Origin of the sequence: Atopobacter phocae ATCC BAA-285, assembly GCF_000526675.1 — a bacterium.
Classification (GTDB): Bacteria; Bacillota; Bacilli; order Lactobacillales; family Aerococcaceae; genus Atopobacter; species Atopobacter phocae.
The window spans coordinates 1-21,280 of record NZ_JAGN01000012.1 but is presented as its reverse complement, the minus strand read 5'-3'; the positions used below and the strand labels follow the sequence as shown (position 1 = coordinate 21,280).

Sequence of the window (21,280 nt, the reverse complement as noted above, 5' to 3'; positions counted from 1 at the left end):
TGCTAAAAAGTTGTAGGAGACCTGTTGATATGTGTAAAAGTAGTGGATTAAGGGTGTTGATAAGTTGAAACTTGTTAAAAAAATAAAAAGATATCCACATAAAAAAAGAATAAAAGAATAATAAAAATAATAGAGATTTTAAAAAAAAATAAAAAAAAAGACTTAAAAATCAAAAAAAAAGCGAAAAAACTCTCATAAAATATTGGCATTCTAATGGGACTTATGCTAGACTTATCAAGTAGTCATTTTTATGGCCTGATGGTCGCACACAAGAGAATTAATTTTAAAAGCATACATCATGTATGATGTATCATTCGGAACTAATTAAATAATTAATTCTACATACAAATGAAAATGAATAACTGTTAGCACGTAGGAGGTGTCATTTTAGAATGAAACGCACATATCAACCAAAAAAACGTCATCGTCAAAAAGTTCATGGGTTCCGTAAACGCATGAGTACTAAAAATGGTAGAAGAGTTTTACAACGTAGACGCCGTAAAGGTAGAAAAGTTTTAAGCGCTTAGATCACTGACCGTCTCAGTGGTCTTTTTTTTATAGAATGGATATTGGTGAGAGAGGAGGAAACAGATGAAAAAAGTATATCGTGTAAAAAGTGATCGTGAATTTCAACGTGTATTTGAAGAAGGAACTTCTTTTGCTAATCGACAATTTGTCGTTTATACATTAAAAAAAGAAGGTCAGCAACATTTTCGCGTTGGTTTTTCTGTTTCCAAGAAATTAGGTAATGCGGTTAGACGTAATCATATTAAACGTTATATGAGAGAATCGATTTATGATTTATCAAATCACATTCATCCAGCATACGATTTAATTGTTATTGCTAGACGTGATGCAGTTAATCAGCCTCTTCCCACTTTAAAACAAAATATGTACCATGTACTACGATTGGCTCAAGTACTTAAAGAAAATTAAAAATGAAAAGAGGAAATTTAAATGATAAGCAATTCATTAAAACATTCAATTAATGAATGGAAATCATCTAAAAAACTGATGATTATTCTTCCATTATTGTTGCTAGTAAGTGCTTGTGCACGTGAAGATATCACTGAATCAAGTACAGGATTTTGGCAACGTGGTGTTGTTTATACGTTTATTCAAATTATTGAGTGGTTATCTAATATTTTTGGTGGCAACTATGGTATAGGAATTATTGTATTTACGATTATTATTAGTATCATTTTAATGCCCGTGATGCATATCCAATATAAATCAATGCGTCGAATTGGCGATTTACAACCAGAAGTTGAAAAAATAAAAGCAAAGTATCCTTTGAATGATCGTGAAAGTCAGTTGAAAATTCAAGAGGAAACGCAACAGCTGTATAAAGATAATGGCATTAATCAATTAATGGGATGTTTACCAATTTTTGCTCAAATGCCCGTTTTAATGGCTTTATATCAAGCAGTGTATTACTCACCTGTTTTGAGAAATGGTCATTTTCTTTGGTTAAACTTAGGTAAACCTGATCCATACTTTTTATTACCAATTTTAGCCGGAATATTTACATTCTTAACAAGTTGGTTATCAATGAAGTCACAAGCACAACAAAATAGTATGTCAAAAAGTATGACGTTTATTATGCCAGTATTTATTGCGTTTATGGCCATCCCTTTACCTAGTGCCGTATCACTTTATTGGGTAACACGTAATATATTCAGTGTGCTACAAACATTATTACTTAATAATCCATATAAAATTAATGCAGAACGTGAAGAAAAATTACGTTTAGAAAGAAAAAGACAACGCGAAATTGAAAAAGCTTGGCGTCGTCAAAAAGCTAAATAAATAAACACTCTGTATAGCAATAAAAAATATTTGAAAGATAGACCTGATATATTTGGTCTATCTTTTTTTATTTTGTAGCGAATATTTTAACGTGTATTTTTATTGACATATATCTAGACATTAAATAGGCTAAAAGTAGCGATAGAATAGGTGATTCAATAAAAAGATGAGGAGTTATAAATCAAATCATTTCGAAGCTAAAAGTTAGTAGTGTTACTCTTATTTATATATGCTAAACTAAAGATAGGAGAAAATATTCTGAAGATGCAATTATATAAAAATATGATTGTTTAATGGAGGGAGTATATTGGAGGAAATGAAGATGAAAGATTTAAAAGAATTAGTCATTGAAGAGTCAACAGTTGAGAAAGCGATTCAACGCGGTTTATTAAAGTTGGGTCTTGAATCGAAAGATGTAACAGTTGAAATTTTAGATGAAGGTAAAAAAGGATTATTTGGATTTGGTAGTCGAAATGCCAAAGTACGCTTAACACAGCTTGTGATGGATCCGTTTGAAGAACCTGTCTTTGAACAATATGAATCAGTTGAGAATGAAGTTATTGAAGAACAGGAAGTTGATGAAATCTTTCATGAAACAGAAGAAGTTGCTGTAATGGACGATGAAGAACAAACTGAAGCAATTGAATTAATCGAGGAAGATACTGAATCGACAACAGAAATCATAACAGAAAGTTCAAATTGGGAAGAAACTGCTGAAACAGTTGCTCGTTATATTAAAGATATTTGTGTAGCGTATGGTGCTCCAAGTGAAGTAACAGCTCAAATTGAAGATCATCGGATTATTTTCCAAATTGATTCCAAGAAACCAGGTTTGATTATTGGGCATCATGGAAAAATATTAGATGCATTACAAAATTTAGCACAAGTTATGGTATTCCGAGATATTAAAGGTCGAGTATCAGTCTTAGTTAATGTAGCAGACTATCGCGAAAAACGTGAAGAAATCTTGAAACGTTTAGCACACAATACTGCTCGTAAAGTCCTAGACACAAATCATCCAGTCATTTTAGATCCGCTTCCAGCATTCGAACGTAAAATGATTCATGCTGAATTAAGTAAAAATCAAGCAGTTAAAACACATTCAGAAGGGAAAGAACCGCATCGTTATTTAGTTGTTGAGCCATTATAAATTAAGTTATAAAAAAATTTAAAGATAGGAGATGGGAATATGTTTGGAATGTTCTTATTGGGATTTTCTCCAATTTTGTGGTTGATTGTAGCTTTGATTGTTTTGAAGTTACCTGGACACTATGCAACTCTTGGAGCAGCTGTAATTGCATTTGTATTATCGGTCACTATTTTTAAATTGCCATTATTAACTGGAGTAGAAGCTATTTATGAAGGACTAGCTTTAGCAGCTTGGCCGATTATTGCAACAATTATTGCAGCTATTTTTACATATAATATTTGTTTGAAAACAGGTGCAATGGAAACGATAAAAAAAATGTTTGTGAGTGTATCTAATGATAAACGTGTACTTGTTTTATTAATTGGTTGGGGATTTGGAGGATTTATGGAGGGAATGGCTGGATTCGGGACAGCGATAGCTATTCCAGCATCCATGCTAGTTGCTTTAGGATTTAATCCAGTACTAGCAGCCTTAGTGTGTTTAATTGCTAACGGAACTCCCACTTCTTTTGGGTCTATCGGTATTCCTACAACTACTCTAGCAAATGTTACGGAGTTGAATATTTTAACATTAACATTCAATACGTTAATTCAATTAATGCCGTTCATGATTTTATCACCGTTTGTTATGGTATTTCTGACAAGTAAAAGTTTTATTGGTAAGGGTAGTCTAAAAAGTTACTTTGAAGGAGTCGGAATAATAACGCTACTATCTGGTGTGACATTCTTTTTAGCAGCATTGTTAGTTGGAACGTTTATTGGTCCAGATTTAGCTGTTGTTTTTGGCTCAGTAGTTGCAATGGCATCAATTGTTGTTTCTGCTAAGAAATTAAAACCAGCATATATTCGTCCAGAATATTTATTAGAAGCTACCGAATCTACTCAAAAAGAGGTACCGCCTGTTTCATTGAAAGATGCTTTAAAAGCATGGAGTCCATTTATTTTTATTTTTGTCTTGTTATTAGGTACTTCAAAATTACTGCCATCCATTCATCAATTATTAGCGACATATAATACAACTGTTCAAATTGTTAATGTGGATGAAATTTCACCTTATGTATTCAATTGGATTTCTGCTCCAGTTGTTTGGATTATTTTATCTGCTATTATTGCTGGATTAATTCAAGGTGCAACGCTTAAAGAAATTATTAATGTTTTTATTAAAACAATCTATGATTTACGTTTAACAATTTTGACAATGTTTGCTATTTTAGCAACTGCTAAATTAATGGGATATAGTGGAATGGTTGACGCTATTACAACAGTTTTAGTGACTACAACAGGGGCATTTTATCCATTATTCTCTCCAGTCATTGGAGCATTAGGTACATTTGTTACAGGAAGTGGAACAAGTTCAGGTGTATTATTTGGACGCTTACAAAGTCAAACAGCTATTGCTTTAAATCATACACCAGAGTGGATTGCTGCATCGAATTCAGCTGGCGTTAGTGTAGGCAAAATGTTATCACCACAAAGTATTGCGATAGCAACAGGTACGACAAATGCTATTGGTAAAGAAAGTGAACTCATGAAACGAGTAATGCCATGGGCGTTATTTTATTTAGTAGGCTATGGCGTATTAAATTATCTGTATATTACTGTACTAGGAATGTAAAATAGAAAAATAATGGAATCAATTATAGGGGGATGACTAGTTTTAGTCATCCCCCCTATTTTATTTTTGTTTAAAAAATGAAGAGGTGTTGAAAAGTTATATAAGAATGAAAGCGTTATTAAAAATTCATTGACTTTCATAATATACTTGTCTATACTAGTTTTATAACATGTATATACAAGTATAGGAGGAGAAAAAATGACACACAATTATGAACAAGATGTACGAGCATTATTACAGGCTATAGGAGGAGAAGAAAATATTAATGCAGTTACTCATTGTGCCACTCGAATGAGATTTGTATTAAATGACCCCAAAATAGCTAATATAGACGCAATTGAAAGATTACAATCTGTAAAAGGGACATTTACTCAGGCAGGACAGTTTCAAGTAATTATTGGAAATAATGTATCAAGTTTTTATAATGAATTTACTAATATAACTGAAAAAGAAGGAAGTACAAAAGAAGTAGTTAAACAAGCGGCAGCTAAAAATCAAAATAAATTACAAAGAATAATGGGGATTTTAGCTGAGATTTTTGCACCGATTATTCCCGCTATTATAGCAGGTGGTTTGATTTTAGGTTTTAGAAATATTTTAGAACAAGTTCCAATTGGCTTCATTAATGGACAAACAATAGTTGAATATTCTAAATTTTGGTCAGGAGTAAATGATTTTCTTTGGTTACCTGGAGAAGCTATTTTTCATTTTTTACCAGTAGGAATTACATGGTCAATTACTAAAAGAATGAAGACAACTGAAATTTTGGGGATTATTTTAGGGATTACTTTAGTTTCACCGCAACTTTTAAATGCGTATGGGGCAGCTGATGCTTTGGCAACTAACACTATTCCGTTTTGGGATTTTGGATTATTTACAGTTGATAAAATAGGTTATCAAGCACAAGTGATTCCAGCTATGCTAGCAGGATTTTCATTAAGTTATTTGGAAATTTGGTTCAAAAAATGGGTGCCACAGTCTATCTCGATGATTATAGTTCCGTTTTTCTCATTAATTTTAGCAATCATTTTAGCACATACAGTGTTGGGACCGATTGGTTGGACAATAGGACAATGGATTTCTACAGGTGTATTTGTTGGTTTGACTGGCTCATTTTCATGGTTATTTGGTGCAATTTTTGGTTTTTTATACGCTCCTCTTGTTATTACAGGACTACATCATATGTCAAATGCTATTGATCTTCAATTAATAGCAGATTACCAAGGTACTCAGTTATGGCCAATGATTGCTTTATCAAATATTGCACAAGGTTCTTCTGTTTTGGCAATTATTGTATTGCACTGGGGCGATAAAAAAGAAGAACAAATATCTATTCCATCAGCAATTTCTTGTTATCTTGGTGTAACTGAACCAGCAATGTTTGGTGTGAATTTAAAATATGCATATCCATATTTAGCAGCTATGATTGGTTCAAGTTTTGCTGGATTTACTTCAACACTTTTAGGTGTTACTGCTTCTTCAATTGGTATTGGTGGATTACCTGGATTTTTAGTAATTAAACCAGATTCGATGTTAGCATTTATCTTATGTATGGGAATTGCTATTATCATTCCTTTTGTATTAACAATCTTTTTTGAAAAACGTGGATGGTTTAAAAATTCAGGTTTAAATATTAATATTCCATTTTTTAATAATTAATATATATAAAATTTTAAGGAGTTAACTATGTCAAAATCTTTTAAAAATAAAGTGATTTATCAAATTTATTTAAAGTCTTTTAAAGATACGAATGGTGATGGTATAGGAGACTTACCAGGAATTATTGAAAAATTACCTTACTTGAAAAAATTAGGAATAGATATGATATGGATTAATCCATTTTATCCTTCTCCTCAAAAAGATAACGGATATGATATTTCTAATTACTGTGAGGTAGATTCTTTATTTGGAACAATGAATGATTTCGATAATTTAGTATTGGAAGCTAAAAAGCTAGAAATTGACTTAATGCTTGATATGGTTTTAAATCATGTTTCGACTGAACATCAATGGTTTCAAAAAGCAAAAAATGGAAATTCATATTATAAAGATTTTTTCTATATACGAGAAGGTAAAAATAAGCATTTACCACCAAATAATTGGCAGTCAAAATTTGGTGGTAGTGCATGGAATAAACTGAATTTAGAAGAGAATAAATATTATTTGTGTTTATATGATAAAACTCAAGCTGATTTAAATTGGCATAATCCGAATGTTAGGGAAGAATTGAAAAAAGTTGTACGATTTTGGATGAATAAAGGCGTTAAAGGCTTTCGTTTTGATGTATTAAATGTGATAGGAAAAAATCAGGATTTTGTAGATTCAGTAGATAGTGAACAAGAAAAAAAACTATACACAGATACACCAATAGTTCATCAGTGGGTACAAGAGCTACATAATGATACATTCTCTAAAATAGAAGATTCTATCACAGTGGGTGAGATGAGTTCTACTACAGTTGATCAAGGCATACTGTATACAAATCCTAAAAGAAAAGAAGTTGATATGATTTTTAGCTTTCACCATTTAAAAGTTGATTACGAAAATGGAAATAAATGGTCAAGTGTAAATTATGACTTAAATGTATTAAAAGAAATATTGTTTGAATGGCAAGAAGGTATGGAAAAAGGTAATGGATGGAATGCTTTATTTTGGAATAATCATGATCAGCCACGAGCAAATCAACGATTTGGTGATATTGTAAATTTTCCATTTGAAACAAATTCTCTATTAGCTACAACGATTCATTTAATGCGTGGAACACCTTTCATTTATCAAGGTGAAGAAATAGGTATGACGGATCCAATCTATTCATCAATTAATGAGTATCAAGATATTGAAAGTCATAATGCATATAATAAATTGATTTGTGAAGGGTTAAGTGATGAACAAGCATTTGATATTATTAAAACTAAGTCAAGAGATAATAGTCGTACACCAATGCAGTGGACTAGTGGAAAATTTGCTGGATTTTCTTCAGAAACACCTTGGTTAAAAATTAATGAAAATTATACAACAATTAATGTGCAAAGAGAATTAAATAATGGCAAATTATTCAATTATTATCAATGTTTAATTAAACTACGCCATAACGAAAAAGTAATTTCAGATGGAAGATTTATTCCAATTTTAAAAGAGGATACTGAAGTAATTGCTTATTTAAGAGTATATAATGACCAAGCAATTATTGTCTTTAATCACTTTAAAAATTCAACATATTCAATTACTACAAAATATCTAAAAATGACCGGTGATGTACTTATTGGAAATTATAAAAATGTTATTAGAAGAGAAGATAAATTAACATTGAGACCTTTTGAGAGTGTAGGATTTTGGATAAAAGATGTAAAACAATTATTGAATGCATTGGAATGAGTTTCTTTTTATTGAGCAAAGAATTATACTATATATAAATAATTTCGAGGTGGATAAATTGACCAGTAAATTTAAATATATATATAGTGACTTAAAAAATAAGATTCTAACCAAAGAAATAAAAGCAGGAGATTACTTGCCCAGTGAAAATGAATTATCAGAACAATATAGTACATCTAGAGAAACAATTCGAAAAGCTTTAAAAATATTATTTGATGAAGGAATGATTAATAAACAAAGAGGTAAAGGATCAATTGTACTTCAAAGAGATTTGTATCCTTTGCCTTTTAATCAGTTAACGAGTTTTAAAGAACTAAATCGAATGAAAGGTGAATCTGTCCAAACAAAAGTTCTTTTTAATGAAGTGGTATCCCCTCCTTCTTTTTTAGTTAACAAAAAAATAATTGAAGCTGATGAAAAAATTTGGAAAATAAAAAGATTGAGATATATTGATAATCGTCCATCAATAATTGATATCGACTACATTAAGAGATTATCATTTAAACCAGCAACAGATGATATTCTAGAAAATTCGTTATATGATTATCTTGAAAACGAATGTAAGTTATCAATAGGCTATGCAGAAAAAGAAATTAGTGCTGAAATAGCCACAGTAGAAGATTTAGATTTATTACAGATGAACGATTCGCATGTCATAGTGGTGCAAGGAGATGTTTATTTAAACGACACAACGTGGTTTCAATATACTGAAAGTCGTCATAAAATTGATCGATTTAAATTTTTAGATTTTTCAAGAAGATATAATCATGATGTATAATAATAAATTTGCAAAGTGAATGAACTCATTTCGTTCACTTTTTTATTTCGCATGATTTAATCATCTTTAATATGAAAAAGCAATTTAAAATAGTTGCATTTTGATGGTTTTCAATTATAATTTAGATACGAAAGTCGTTCACAGTCAAAGTGTGTACCACCTGAACAAGGGAGAGGTATGCACTTTTTTTGTGGAGATAAGAAAACGATGGAGATATTTAATGAATGGATTGAAAGGAGAGACTCATGTTTCAATTTGATACAATTGCGGCAATATCAACCGCTTTAGGTGAAGGTGCGATCGGAATCGTTCGCTTGAGTGGTGAAGAGGCTGTTACAATCGCTGAAAAGTTAGTTGATTTGATGGGCAAGAAAACAATTAGTACGGTTGATTCGCATACAATTAATTATGGACATGTAATAGACCGAAAAGCTGGGACAGTAGTGGATGAAGTGATGGTTAGTGTTATGCGTGCACCAAGAACATTCACACGAGAAGATGTTATTGAAATTAACTGTCATGGTGGAATCGTAGCAGTTAATCGTATTTTGGAATTAGCATTAGAGCAAGGAGCTCGTTTGGCCGAGCCAGGTGAATTTACAAAACGTGCATTTTTAAATGGCCGAATTGATTTGTCACAGGCAGAAGCAGTGATGGACTTAGTACGTGCGAAAAGTGATCGTGCGATGGATTTAGCGATGGGACAGTTAGAAGGTAAACTGTCTAATAAAATTCGTGAATTGCGCCAAGAAATGTTAACAGCATTGGCTCAAATTGAAGTGACAATCGATTATCCAGAATATGATGAAGCCGAAGAAATGACGTTAGAAGTTGTAGCGCAAACAGCTGAATCATTAAAGAAAAAAATTACTCGTTTATTACAGCAATCTAAACAAGGAAAAATTTTACGTGAAGGAATAGAAACAGCGATTGTTGGTCGACCGAATGTTGGAAAATCGAGTTTGTTAAATGTTTTACTACAAGAAGATAAAGCAATTGTTACAGATATCGCTGGAACAACTCGTGATACAATTGAAGAAACGATTACAATTAATGGTATTCCACTTAAATTAATTGATACGGCAGGTATTCGTGAAACGACAGATATCGTTGAACAAATAGGAGTGGAACGAAGTCAAAAAGCAATTGATCAAAGTGATTTAGTTCTTTTATTGTTAAATCAATCCGAAACATTAACGGAACAAGATCAGGAATTACTAGAACGTACACGTCATAAAAAAAGAATCATTATATTAAATAAAACTGATTTACCGCGAGTACTTGATCAAAAGCAATTAGATTCATTTTTGAATGAAACTGATCATTTAATTCAAACATCAATGCTAACGCAGATGGGAATTGAAGCATTAGAGCAAGCTATTTCTGAATTATTTATGAGTGGTCAAGTACAAGAAAGAGATGTTACTTATTTATCTAATGCACGTCATATTAATCTGTTGAAAGAAGCTAATAAAGCCTTAGACGATGTTTTAGCAGGTGTTGAAATGAGTGTAGGAATTGATTTAATCCAAATCGATTTGACTCGCTGTTGGGATTTATTAGGTGAAATCACAGGAGATGCTGCTCCAGATGAATTATTAACACAATTATTTAGTCAATTTTGTTTAGGAAAATAAACCAAGTAAATGAAGTGAGGAAGGTGAAGAAATGAGTCAAAAATTTGAAGCAGGAACATATGATGTAATTGTCGTTGGGGCTGGACACGCTGGAAGTGAAGCAGCTTTAGCGAGTGCACGTATGGGTAAATCAACATTATTATTAACGATGAATTTAGAAATGGTAGCTTTTATGCCGTGTAACCCTTCAATTGGTGGACCAGCTAAAGGAGTAGTTGTTCGAGAAATTGATGCACTGGGTGGACAAATGGGTAAGAATATCGATAAAACCTACATTCAAATGCGGATGTTGAATACCGGAAAAGGGCCAGCTGTACGTGCATTAAGAGCACAAGCAGATAAAGCGATGTATGCCCATGAAATGAAAGTAACACTAGAAAGAACAGAGCATTTAGACTTAAAACAAGGAACAGTTGACGAACTAATTGTTGAAAATGGCACATGTCAAGGTGTTATTACTAGTACAGGAGCTACTTATCGTGCCAAATCTGTAGTGTTGACGGCGGGGACAAGTAGTCGAGGTAAAATCATTATTGGTGAATTGAAGTATTCAGCCGGACCGAACAACACACAACCAAGTATTAAGTTATCTGAAAATTTATTAGAGCATGGATTTGAATTGGCACGTTTTAAAACGGGAACACCAATGCGTGTACACGGAAAAACAGTTGACTACTCAGTGATGGAAGAGCAACCAGGTGATGACAAACCGTCATTGTTTAGTTTTAGTTCTGATTTAGCAACATATCGTTTAAATCAAATTCCTTGTTGGTTAACATTTACCAATGAAACGACTCATCATGTGATTCGTCAAAACTTAGATCGTGCACCAATGTTTACTGGGATTGTTGAAGGCGTAGGAGCGCGTTATTGTCCATCAATCGAAGATAAGATTGTTCGTTTTAGTGACAAACCTCGTCATCAAATCTTTTTAGAACCAGAAGGCGAACATACAGATGAAATGTATGTACAAGGTCTATCAACTTCTTTACCAGAAGATGTTCAAATAGAAATGGTTCACAGTGTCAAGGGAATGGAACAAGCAAAAATGATGCGTCCAGGGTATGCGATTGAATATGACGTGGTCATCCCATATCAATTAAAACCAAGTTTGGAAACGAAACTAATTAATAATTTATTTACAGCTGGGCAAATGAATGGAACTAGTGGTTATGAAGAAGCTGCAGGGCAAGGTTTAATAGCTGGTATTAATGCAGCCTTAGCAGTTGATAATAAAGAACCATTAGTTCTGCAAAGAAGTGAAGGATATATTGGTGTCATGATTGACGATTTGGTAACTAAGGGAACAACTGAACCGTATCGTTTACTAACAAGTCGAGCGGAGTTCCGTTTACTTTTACGTCATGATAATGCTGATTTACGTTTAACAGAAATTGGTCGATCAATCGGATTAGTAACTGAAGAAGACTATGAACGTTTTAAGAAAAAACATGAAACAATCAAAGCAGAACTGAAACGTATTCGTAAAACTCGTCTAAAACCAACTATGGAATTGCAAAAATTCCTTGAATCAATTGATTCTGCACCTTTAAAAGATGGTATATTATTTAGTGATTTATTGAAACGACCAGAAATTCATTACAACGATTTAATTTCATTTGCACCACATGATGAAACTTTACCAGAAGATGTTATTGAGCAAGTTGAAACGGAAATAAAATACGAAGGTTATATCAAGAAAGCTATTGAACGAGTTGAAAAACAACGTCGAATGGAAGAGCGAAGAATTCCTGATGGTATTGATTATATGAAAATCGAAACCTTGGCGATGGAGGCACGCCAACGTCTTGAGCAAATCCGACCAGAAACTTTAGCGCAAGCTAGTCGAGTATCTGGTGTAAACCCTGCCGATATATCTGTTTTAATGATATACTTAGAACAAGGCCAATTTCCAAAGCAACCGGCTCAATCGAATGAATAAGGAGACAGGATATGACACCCGCAGATTTTAAAGAGCAAGTAGAGAAACAATTTAATATAATTTTATCCGACGAGCAAATGAATCAATTTGAACGTTATTTTGAATTACTTGTCGAGTGGAATCAAAAAATGAATTTAACTGCTATCACAGCACGTGATGAAGTTTATGAAAAACATTTTTATGATTCACTAACATTACTTCAGGCAGTTGATTTAACGACAATTGAAACATTATGTGATGTTGGAAGTGGTGCTGGATTTCCAAGTATGCCATTAAAAATTGTCTTTCCACATTTAAACGTTTCAATCATTGATTCGTTAAATAAACGAATTACCTTTTTAAATCATCTCGCAGACGAATTAAATTTGTCTAACTGTCATTTTATCCATGCGCGTGCCGAAGAAGCTGGTCAAAATAAAGCCTATCGTAATCAATTTGATTTAGTAACTGCCCGTGCAGTTGCACAATTAAATGTTTTAGCAGAACTATGTCTACCGTTAGTGAAAAAAAATGGACAATTTCTAGCGATGAAAGGTGCAAAAGGTTTGGAAGAAGTTGAACAAGCGAAACGCGCCATTGCTCTCTTAGGCGGAAAAGTGGAACAAACTAGTGATATTTCATTACCTGAAGAGGATAGCCAACGCTATTTAATTCAAATAAGTAAACCGAAAGATACGCCTAAAAAATATCCAAGACAACCAGGTAAACCAAATAAACAACCATTAAAATAAACAGATCGGCTATTTAGCCGGTCTGTTTTTCATATACAAAAATGTTTGGAAAAAAACAAAGAATAAAAATATCATTAAAACTAATAAAAAAGTAAGCACATTCAAAAAAATGTGCTATAATTATGACAGAATTTAATCATTTTTTTGATTATATCTAAACAAAATATAAATGAAAGAGGGATTATATGGTAAATTACGCAAAATATATTGATCATACAGCATTAAAACCTGAAACAACTCACAAACAAATCGATAAATTATTAGAAGAAGCAAAAGAATATGGATTTAAGAGTGTATGTGTAAATCCTTACTGGGTGAATCATGCCGCTCAATCGTTAAAAGATACTGATGTATTAGTATGTACAGTAATTGGTTTCCCTCTAGGTGCTAATACAAGTGAAGTAAAAGCTTTTGAAACAAAAGATGCAATTAAAAATGGTGCACAAGAAATTGATATGGTTATTAATATTGGTGCAGCTAAAGACGGTCGTTTCGATATAGTTGAAAAAGATATCAAAGCAGTCGTAGAAGCAGCTAATGGTACGTTAGTAAAAGTTATTTTAGAAACAAGTTTATTAACAGACGAAGAAATTATTGAAACATCAAAATGTTCTGTGCGTGCTGGCGCTCAATTTGTTAAAACATCGACAGGATTTTCTACAGGTGGTGCAACAGTCGAAGCAGTTCGTTTAATGAAATCATCTATTCCAGCCGAAATGGAAGTGAAAGCTTCAGGTGGTGTTCGAACACTAGAAGACACAAAAATAATGATTGAAGCAGGCGCAACAATAATTGGTGCAAGTGCTGGTGTACAAATCGTTCAAGATGCTTTAAAATTATAAGAAGGGAAGGCTAAATATTATGAGAACAGTTGATTTAATTGCAAAAAAAAGAGATGGACAAGTTTTAACAACTGAAGAAATTAATTGGCTAGTAGAAAATTATACAAATGGTGTTGTAGCTGACTACCAAATGAGTGCAATGTTAATGGCTATTTATATTAATGGAATGAATGAAGAAGAACAATTAGCCTTAACAAAAGCGATGGTTGCTTCAGGTGATCAAATTGATTTATCACCTATTAAAGGAATCAAAGTGGATAAACACTCAACAGGTGGTGTAGGTGATACAACTACTTTAATCTTAGGACCATTAGTAGCTGCTTTAGATATTCCAGTTGCAAAAATGTCTGGACGTGGTTTAGGACATACAGGTGGAACACTTGATAAATTAGAATCTATTCCAGGATTCCATATTGAGATTTCTAAAGAACAATTTTTTGATTTAGTAAACGAACATAAAATTGCGATTATCGGCCAATCAGGTAATATTACCCCTGCAGATAAAAAAATCTATGCCTTACGTGATGTAACATCAACAGTAAGTAGTATCCCATTAATTGCGAGTTCAATTATGAGTAAGAAAATTGCTTCTGGTAGTGATGCAATCTGTTTAGACGTTAAAGTTGGAGACGGAGCATTCATGAAAGATGATCAAGCTGCTAGTGAATTAGCAAAAACAATGGTAGAAATTGGTAAAGGCGCTGGTCGTAACACAATGGCTGTCTTAAGTGACATGTCACAACCTTTAGGACGTGCAATCGGTAACGGATTAGAAGTTAAAGAAGCGATTGAAACTTTAAAAGGTGAAGGACCAGAAGATTTAACAGAATTAGTTCTAACTTTAGGTAGCCAAATGGTTGTTTTAGCTGAAAAAGCTGAGACTTTAGAAGAAGCTCGTGAATTATTAATCGAACAAATAAATAATGGACATGCATTAGAAGTATTCCGTCAATTTGTTGAACATCAAGGCGGAGATGTTTCAGCAGTCGATCATCCAGAACAAATGATTCAAACTAAACATGTTATTGAATTGCCTGCTAAAACAAGTGGTTACGTTACTCGATTAGCTGCAGAAAACATCGGGGTAGCTGCAATGAAACTAGGTGCAGGTCGTGCGAAGAAAGAAGATCCAATTGATTACGCAGTTGGCTTTATCTTAAATAAGAAAGTGGGGGATGCTGTCAAAGAAGGAGAATCGTTAGTCACAATTTATAGTAACCAAGATGACATAACTGAAATTGAATCCGATTTATATGACAGTATCGAAATTGGTGACGTCAGTGAAAAGCCAACATTAATTCATCAAATTATTGTCTAAAAATAAATTCGTTTCAGTTAGCACCAATGAATTGATTGTTTAAAAAAATAGGAAGCTAGGTGAAGCATTTGAAACAATATAAATTACAAGCTATCCAACAACGTCTATTGACGTTTGCTCTAACCTTTAGTTTATTAATGGGCCTAGGCACATTTTCAGAGTCAGCAAATATTTTTGCTGATGAAACAAGCAATTCAGTTTCAACGACTGAAACAATAAGTAATGGAGTAAGTGATCAAACGAATTCTATTACTAATAAAACTGATGATTTAAATGGAGTAGATAAAACTGATTCATCAATAAAAACTTTAGAAGAAGACAAAGATGCAAATCAAGAAGACATCATCATAATTCATACAAATGATATGCATGGCCGTCTAAAAGGCGACAAACGAACAATTGATACAGCACAGCTTAAGACATTTATTGATCAAAAGAAACCAACTTTATTATTAGATGGTGGAGACGCTTTTCAAGGATTGCCAATTTCTAATATTAACAAAGGTAGAGATATGGCAAGAGTAATGAATGAATTTGGCTACGATGCGATGGCTGTTGGGAACCATGAATTTGACTTTGGCTTAGACACAGCACTAAGTTATAAAGAGCAATTAAAATTCCCGATTTTATCTGCTAATACATTTATTAATGAAAAATTAGCATTTGAACCATATACAATTGTGAACAAAAAAGGACGTCGATTCGGTATTATCGGATTAACTACACCTGAAACAGCAACTAAAACACATCCTAAAAATATCGAAGGTGTGACATTTAAAGATCCTATTCCAATAGCTATCGAAAATGTCAAAAACTTAAAAGATAAAGTCGATCAATTTATCTTTGTTGGGCACTTAGGGATTGATCCAACTACTCCAACAAAATGGAGAGGTGACGAATTAGCTCGCGCATTAAGCGAACAGTTTCCAGAAGCTTCTATGTTAGTGATTGACGGACATAGCCATACAGCAATTGAACATGGACAAAAATTTGGACATGTAACAGTTGTGCAATCAGGCGGGCATTTAAATCACGTTGGTTTAGTAACTGGTAAAATGGTTGACGGCAAGTTAGATTATGAAGCTGAGTTATTAGGTCTAGATGCATTCAAAGATTACAAACGCGATGAAAAAGTGAGTCAAATAGTTGAAGAAGCATCTAAAACATTTGAAGAAGCAACATCTGAAGTTGTAATCAATGATAATAAATTCTACTTTGATGGAAAACGTGAAAACGTTCGTTCAAAAGAAACTAACTTGGGTAATCTTATAACTGATACATTATTAATTTATGGACAAGATGGATTTAAGAATAAAACAGATTTCTCTATGGTTAATGGTGGAGGAATTCGAGAAAGTATTCAACCAGGAAAAGTGACAAAAGGTGACTTAATTAAAGTTAATCCATTTGGTAACTTAGTTACGCAAATCGCTTTAACGGGAGAACAAGTATACTCAATGTTTGAACATGCATTACGTGCTGATGTTGAACATGCAGAAGATGGACAGAATGTTTTAGATCAAAAAGGTAAAGTACAATTAACAGCGAATGGTGGATTCTTACAAGTGTCTCGTTCAATTAAAGTATTTTATGATGTGAACAAATCAAATGCTGTTCCTGAAGAATCAAAACCAGGTCAACGTGTTTTACAAGTTCAAATCTATGATCGCGAAACTAAAAAATTCTTACCAGTTGATTTGAAACGGACATATTACATGGCAACGAATGACTTCTTAGCAGCCGGTGGCGATGGTTACAACATGTTAGGTGGCGAACGTGAAGAAGGTCCATCAATTGATCAAGTAGTAATGGATATTTTAAAAGAGTCACAACGTATGCGAGCAATTGAGAATCCATTCTATACAATCAATTTAACGCAATATGAAGACGTATTTCCGTATCAACGTGTTATTCAAATGAATGAAGCAGAGTTCTTAGCAATGCAAAATTCAAAAGAATCAGCACCAAGTACTGATGTACCAAAAATTTCTCAACCAGAAGTAACTGATCAAGATTCTTCTAACTCAAATAATGATATCGTACCAGAAATTTCATTACCAAAAGATATTCAACCAGAAGTATTAACACCTAAAAAAGATGTCATTGAACAACATGCTTCAAACAAGATTATTTCTATGAACCACAAAGTACAACAAACACCAGTTCAATCATCGCAAGCATTACCACAAACAGGAGAAAGTAAATTAGCTTTCGCTGGAATTATTGCAATTGCGGTAGGTGCAGGTGCATACATCTATCAAAAGAAACGTAAATCAGAATAATTAGGTTATTCAAAAGAATTATGATGTCCTATTTAAAAAGGAATAATAGAAAGAGAGGAAGCCATTTGGCTCCCTCTCTTTTTGATTTAGCTCATTTAATATAAAAAAACGCCACATTATGGCGTTTTGAGGCATTAATTTTAATAAAAATTAAAAATGAATAGCTCCAGTTATTAAAAGGAAGATAGCAAGTAAAGCAATTGAGCTAATAACTGTCATGGCTATTTTTTCACGAGAAGTAATGGTATAGCCGTTTTCTTTTCTTGCTTTGTAATAGAAATAAAAACCAGGTATGTAAGAAATACTACACATTAAAACATAAGATAAACCAGCTAATGTAATAACAATGAGTTGGAATAAAGTAGCTATTATACCAATTGTCAGTTGCTTTTTATTACCTTGAGCATAAGCAAATTGAATTTGATAAATACTTACCATCAAATAACAAATTAATATAGCAGCTGTAGCGAGTGAATAAGCCAATTTATAGGCGTAATCGGTCACTAGGAACGTTAGTAAGAAAGAATTCGTTAATGCTGCTGTGAAGAATAATGAATAGCTCGGTGCGTTATTTTTATTTAATTTACTAAATTTTTTAGGCAATAAACCATCACGAGCCATTAAAAAAGTTGTTTCGGCTGGTAACATAGTCCATGAAATCCAACTTCCTAAAATAGAAACAATTAAACCAATATTGATTAAGTTAGCTCCCCAATTACCTACGATGAGCTTCATCATATGAGCAACTGCTGGTTGTTCAATTTGTGCTAACTGATCTTGGGTGAAAACACCGTAAGGTAAAATAGATGCAAATAAATAAATACAAATTAGCCCAATTAACCCAATAATTGTTGCTTGTTGAGCATCAGAACGCTTTTGAGCGCGGTTTGCTAGCATACTTGCTCCTTCAATTCCGACAAATACCCACATTAAAATCATAATGGAATTTTTAATTTGTAACATTACATTCACAGTCAATGATGAATGTGTTGAAAGATTCTCTGATAACTGTCCAAAAAATGATTCAGTGAATACACCTACTTTGAAGGAAATAATCATGATAATAATGAATACGAATAATGGTACTAGTTTGCAAATCGTAATTACAATATTGACGAAACTAGCTGATTCTACTCCTTTTGAAACTAATAGTGTTAGTGTCCAAATAAGGATACTTCCAAATAAAATAGAAGGGATATTTTGACCACCATCAAATATTGGAAAGAAATGACCGATAGCACTCATAATAATTGTTGCAAAGGCAACGTTACCCAACCAAGAACATAACCAGTATCCCCAGCCACTAATAAATCCACCTAATCGCCCAAAAGTTTCTTCGGCATAACTGAACATGCCTCCGTCTAAATCAGGTCGTTTATTAGCTAAATAGTTTAATGATAATACGAGCATTAAAATGCCCAAACTAACGATAATCCAAGCAAAAATAGCTGGACCGGGTGCAGCTTGCTTAGCAAGATCACCAGTTAAACCAAAAATTCCACTACCTAGTGACGAACTGATAACTAATGCAATCAATCCTGTTTTACTAATTCCTTTTTTTTGTTCGTTCATTGTCTGCTCCTTTTCATAATAAAGAGTTTAAAGTACATGCCTCTTTTATCTTAAAATTTTAGTGAATTGTATTAATGGTAACATAACTTGAGGAAATTTTCTGTCTAATTTTTAGCATCATTCAAAATACTTTTAAATAAATTGTCTATTATTTTAAAAATAAAAAAATTAAGGAATTTGTGATTTTATGTACAAAAAAACAATCAACGCAACAAGAGGCAGTTGATTGTTTTGAGTTTAACCAATAAATTGTTCACGAATATGCTTAACGTGTTCGGTATCTGTCACAATAGTTAGAACATCATATGGTTTGAGTTGTGTAGTACCACTTGGAACTACTTCTACTTCGTTACGTTCAATTGCTACAATTAATGTACCAGCGGGTAACGATAATTCTTGTACGGTTAAATGAGCGATTTCGCTGACGAGAGGGACAGAAAGTTTAATAATTAATTTTTCAGATGGACGATGTTGAATCGTCGTTGGCCTCATATTCTCATATAATGTTTCATAAATTGGCGGAACATGTAATGCTTCGGAAACAAGATAGGCGATGGCAGCTACTAAGCTAATGGTTAAAATATGTTGCAAATCACCAACCATTTCAGAAACTAAAACAATAGAGGTTAGTGGAGAACGCACAACTGCTGTTAATACACCGACCATTCCAAGGATAACAAAATTATTCAGCTGTTGTTCCGGTCCAAATCCAAATAATTGAAGTGATTGGTAAAACCAACTACCAGCTAAACAGCCGATGACAAGTACTGGAAGAAAAATACCACCAGGTACCGAAGTGCCGTATGAAATAGAGGTATAAAGCAATTTACCAATCATTAAAAGAAAAAGTGTACTTAGAGCAACAGGATGTTCAATTAAATGAAAAATAAGTTCATGACCACTTCCTGTTAAATCGATTGCTAAATAGCCAATAATACCGGCAATTAAGAAGCCTAACATAACACGTATTCTTGGATCGGGAGTTAAACGTTTCATCTTTGACTGCGTAAAGACAAGTGTTTTAGAAAATGCACAACCAACTAAAGCAGCTAATACACCAAGTCCTAAGAGCCATATATAATCTTTCGGTTGAAGCATTTGATTAATTTTAATGGCAAATGATGGCGTTAAACCGAATATATTTTTTGAAATATAGTCCGCTGTAATACCAGCTAATAAAGCAGGTACTAAAAAGAGTGGGGCTAAATTTTTATGAACTTCTTCTAGTACAAATAAAGTTGAAGCAATTGGTGCATTGAATGCAGCCGATAATCCTGCGCTAGCTCCAGCTGTTATCAGGACGCGTTCTTCTGTTAAATCAAGATTTAAACGTTTGGCTACCCATTTACCAAGTACGGCTCCAATTTGAATAGATGGACCTTCACGACCTAGTGATAGACCGGCTATCATACTCGTCAAGCCACCGACAAATTTAGATAGTAGAACAGGTCGAGGAGACATATCCATTTCTCCAAGAAGTTCTCCAGTTACTTGTGGGATACCGCTACCGCTGCTTAATGGGGCGCGTTTTAATAACGTTCCCGCAATCCATCCCATCAAAAGGAGAATGGTAAAGGTTATTGCAATCGATGAAACAGTATGTTTACTGTAAAGTGAGTGGCTGAATTCACCGGCATAAGAAAGTAGATACCGATAAAGAACTGCTCCACTTCCAGCAACAATACCAACAAGTACTCCTTCAATGACAAGACGGCGTCTAATATGTTTATCACGGTGAATAGCATCAAATAAATGGTGAGATTTATTTTTATACATAGTGACACCTCTTTCCTTCAATATCAGTATACTTAATGTGAAAGCGATTCACAAGGCTAAATCTAATTCGAATTGTAGTACATCTTTCAATTCTTTTTTGAAAATAAGAGAAAGTGAAAGTAATAAAAAACGAGTGATGAATTGAATTGATATGCTCCCCCTAAAGTAGACACTTGAAAAAGTAAAACTATTTTAGGGGGAGTTTTTCATGCGTAAAAATAAACGTCATTCGGCTAATGAGTTAATGTATTTTATTGATCTCTATTTAATCAGTGGAATACCCTATGTAGAATTACAGGAAAATTATGGCTTAAAATTAAATGATAAAAACTTTCGAAAGTATCTTAATAAGTATAGATTACATGGGCCTTCGGCCTTAATATCAAAAGGTACCAATAACAATTATTCTGAGGTTTTTAAGAAGAAAATTATTGACGAACATTTGATTGATGAC

At 33.1% G+C, this 21,280-nt stretch carries 17 protein-coding genes; 15 read left to right on the top strand and 2 right to left on the bottom strand.

The window, feature by feature from the left end:
- The first annotated feature begins 392 nt into the window (after positions 1 to 392).
- From rpmH to L866_RS0103215, 14 genes are all read left to right on the top strand, one after another.
- Complete coding sequence (gene rpmH / locus L866_RS0103280) at positions 393 to 527, top strand: 50S ribosomal protein L34 (RefSeq protein ID WP_025729134.1); 135 nt, start codon at positions 393 to 395, stop codon at positions 525 to 527.
- Positions 528 to 591: 64 nt separating this feature from the next.
- Positions 592 to 936, top strand: coding sequence for a ribonuclease P protein component (gene rnpA / locus L866_RS0103275; RefSeq protein ID WP_025729132.1), 345 nt, complete (start codon positions 592 to 594; stop codon positions 934 to 936).
- A 21-nt stretch (positions 937 to 957) separates the two neighbouring features.
- On the top strand, positions 958 to 1,809 hold the full coding sequence (locus L866_RS0103270; RefSeq protein ID WP_025729130.1) for a YidC/Oxa1 family membrane protein insertase: 852 nt from the start codon (positions 958 to 960) through the stop codon (positions 1,807 to 1,809).
- Between the two features lie 322 nt (positions 1,810 to 2,131).
- Positions 2,132 to 2,959 carry an RNA-binding cell elongation regulator Jag/EloR gene (gene jag / locus L866_RS08475; protein ID WP_035446066.1) on the top strand — a complete coding sequence of 276 codons (828 nt, stop codon included), beginning with the start codon at positions 2,132 to 2,134 and terminating at the stop codon, positions 2,957 to 2,959.
- Positions 2,960 to 2,998: 39 nt separating this feature from the next.
- Positions 2,999 to 4,573, top strand: coding sequence for an L-lactate permease (locus L866_RS0103260; RefSeq protein ID WP_025729128.1), 1,575 nt, complete (start codon positions 2,999 to 3,001; stop codon positions 4,571 to 4,573).
- A 198-nt stretch (positions 4,574 to 4,771) separates the two neighbouring features.
- The gene (gene treP / locus L866_RS0103255) at positions 4,772 to 6,232 is read left to right on the top strand and encodes a PTS system trehalose-specific EIIBC component (protein WP_025729126.1); all 1,461 of its coding nucleotides are present in this window, start codon (positions 4,772 to 4,774) and stop codon (positions 6,230 to 6,232) included.
- A 27-nt stretch (positions 6,233 to 6,259) separates the two neighbouring features.
- Positions 6,260 to 7,948: an alpha,alpha-phosphotrehalase gene (locus tag L866_RS0103250; RefSeq protein WP_025729124.1), complete on the top strand. Its 1,689-nt coding sequence runs from the start codon at positions 6,260 to 6,262 to the stop codon at positions 7,946 to 7,948.
- 58 nt (positions 7,949 to 8,006) lie between these two features.
- On the top strand, positions 8,007 to 8,726 hold the full coding sequence (gene treR / locus L866_RS0103245; RefSeq protein ID WP_025729122.1) for a trehalose operon repressor: 720 nt from the start codon (positions 8,007 to 8,009) through the stop codon (positions 8,724 to 8,726).
- 245 nt (positions 8,727 to 8,971) lie between these two features.
- A complete protein-coding gene (gene mnmE / locus L866_RS0103240; RefSeq protein ID WP_025729120.1) occupies positions 8,972 to 10,363 on the top strand; it encodes a tRNA uridine-5-carboxymethylaminomethyl(34) synthesis GTPase MnmE in 1,392 nt (463 codons plus the stop codon).
- 31 nt (positions 10,364 to 10,394) lie between these two features.
- On the top strand, positions 10,395 to 12,305 hold the full coding sequence (gene mnmG, locus L866_RS0103235; protein WP_025729118.1) for a tRNA uridine-5-carboxymethylaminomethyl(34) synthesis enzyme MnmG: 1,911 nt from the start codon (positions 10,395 to 10,397) through the stop codon (positions 12,303 to 12,305).
- Between the two features lie 11 nt (positions 12,306 to 12,316).
- Positions 12,317 to 13,036, top strand: a complete 720-nt coding sequence (gene rsmG / locus L866_RS0103230; RefSeq protein WP_025729116.1) for a 16S rRNA (guanine(527)-N(7))-methyltransferase RsmG — start codon at positions 12,317 to 12,319, stop codon at positions 13,034 to 13,036.
- Between the two features lie 185 nt (positions 13,037 to 13,221).
- A complete protein-coding gene (gene deoC, locus L866_RS0103225; protein ID WP_025729114.1) occupies positions 13,222 to 13,878 on the top strand; it encodes a deoxyribose-phosphate aldolase in 657 nt (218 codons plus the stop codon).
- 19 nt (positions 13,879 to 13,897) lie between these two features.
- Positions 13,898 to 15,196: a pyrimidine-nucleoside phosphorylase gene (locus L866_RS0103220; protein WP_025729112.1), complete on the top strand. Its 1,299-nt coding sequence runs from the start codon at positions 13,898 to 13,900 to the stop codon at positions 15,194 to 15,196.
- Positions 15,197 to 15,264: 68 nt separating this feature from the next.
- Positions 15,265 to 17,478: a 5'-nucleotidase C-terminal domain-containing protein gene (locus L866_RS0103215; protein ID WP_156919508.1), complete on the top strand. Its 2,214-nt coding sequence runs from the start codon at positions 15,265 to 15,267 to the stop codon at positions 17,476 to 17,478.
- 150 nt (positions 17,479 to 17,628) lie between these two features.
- Here the strand turns inward: L866_RS0103215 and arcD are convergent, their stop codons facing one another.
- Together arcD and L866_RS0103205 are read right to left on the bottom strand one after the other, a co-directional pair.
- Positions 17,629 to 19,050: an arginine-ornithine antiporter gene (gene arcD / locus L866_RS0103210; RefSeq protein WP_025729108.1), complete on the bottom strand. Its 1,422-nt coding sequence runs from the start codon at positions 19,048 to 19,050 to the stop codon at positions 17,629 to 17,631.
- A 237-nt stretch (positions 19,051 to 19,287) separates the two neighbouring features.
- Positions 19,288 to 20,826: a ClC family H(+)/Cl(-) exchange transporter gene (locus tag L866_RS0103205; protein ID WP_025729106.1), complete on the bottom strand. Its 1,539-nt coding sequence runs from the start codon at positions 20,824 to 20,826 to the stop codon at positions 19,288 to 19,290.
- Positions 20,827 to 21,034: 208 nt separating this feature from the next.
- Here L866_RS0103205 and L866_RS0103200 point away from each other — a divergent pair.
- Positions 21,035 to 21,280: hypothetical protein (locus L866_RS0103200; protein ID WP_025729104.1), on the top strand; the 246-nt coding region annotated here is incomplete at its 3' end.

Coding starts and splice junctions, on each gene's coding strand:
- deoC (WP_025729114.1), top strand. CDS start 13,222: ATGGTAAATTACGCAAAATATATTGATCATACAGCATTAAAACCTGAA.
- L866_RS0103205 (WP_025729106.1), bottom strand. CDS start 20,826: ATGTATAAAAATAAATCTCACCATTTATTTGATGCTATTCACCGTGAT.
- rnpA (WP_025729132.1), top strand. CDS start 592: ATGAAAAAAGTATATCGTGTAAAAAGTGATCGTGAATTTCAACGTGTA.
- L866_RS0103270 (WP_025729130.1), top strand. CDS start 958: ATGATAAGCAATTCATTAAAACATTCAATTAATGAATGGAAATCATCT.
- L866_RS0103220 (WP_025729112.1), top strand. CDS start 13,898: ATGAGAACAGTTGATTTAATTGCAAAAAAAAGAGATGGACAAGTTTTA.
- jag (WP_035446066.1), top strand. CDS start 2,132: ATGAAAGATTTAAAAGAATTAGTCATTGAAGAGTCAACAGTTGAGAAA.
- rsmG (WP_025729116.1), top strand. CDS start 12,317: ATGACACCCGCAGATTTTAAAGAGCAAGTAGAGAAACAATTTAATATA.
- mnmE (WP_025729120.1), top strand. CDS start 8,972: ATGTTTCAATTTGATACAATTGCGGCAATATCAACCGCTTTAGGTGAA.
- arcD (WP_025729108.1), bottom strand. CDS start 19,050: ATGAACGAACAAAAAAAAGGAATTAGTAAAACAGGATTGATTGCATTA.
- treP (WP_025729126.1), top strand. CDS start 4,772: ATGACACACAATTATGAACAAGATGTACGAGCATTATTACAGGCTATA.
- rpmH (WP_025729134.1), top strand. CDS start 393: ATGAAACGCACATATCAACCAAAAAAACGTCATCGTCAAAAAGTTCAT.
- L866_RS0103250 (WP_025729124.1), top strand. CDS start 6,260: ATGTCAAAATCTTTTAAAAATAAAGTGATTTATCAAATTTATTTAAAG.
- L866_RS0103260 (WP_025729128.1), top strand. CDS start 2,999: ATGTTTGGAATGTTCTTATTGGGATTTTCTCCAATTTTGTGGTTGATT.
- mnmG (WP_025729118.1), top strand. CDS start 10,395: ATGAGTCAAAAATTTGAAGCAGGAACATATGATGTAATTGTCGTTGGG.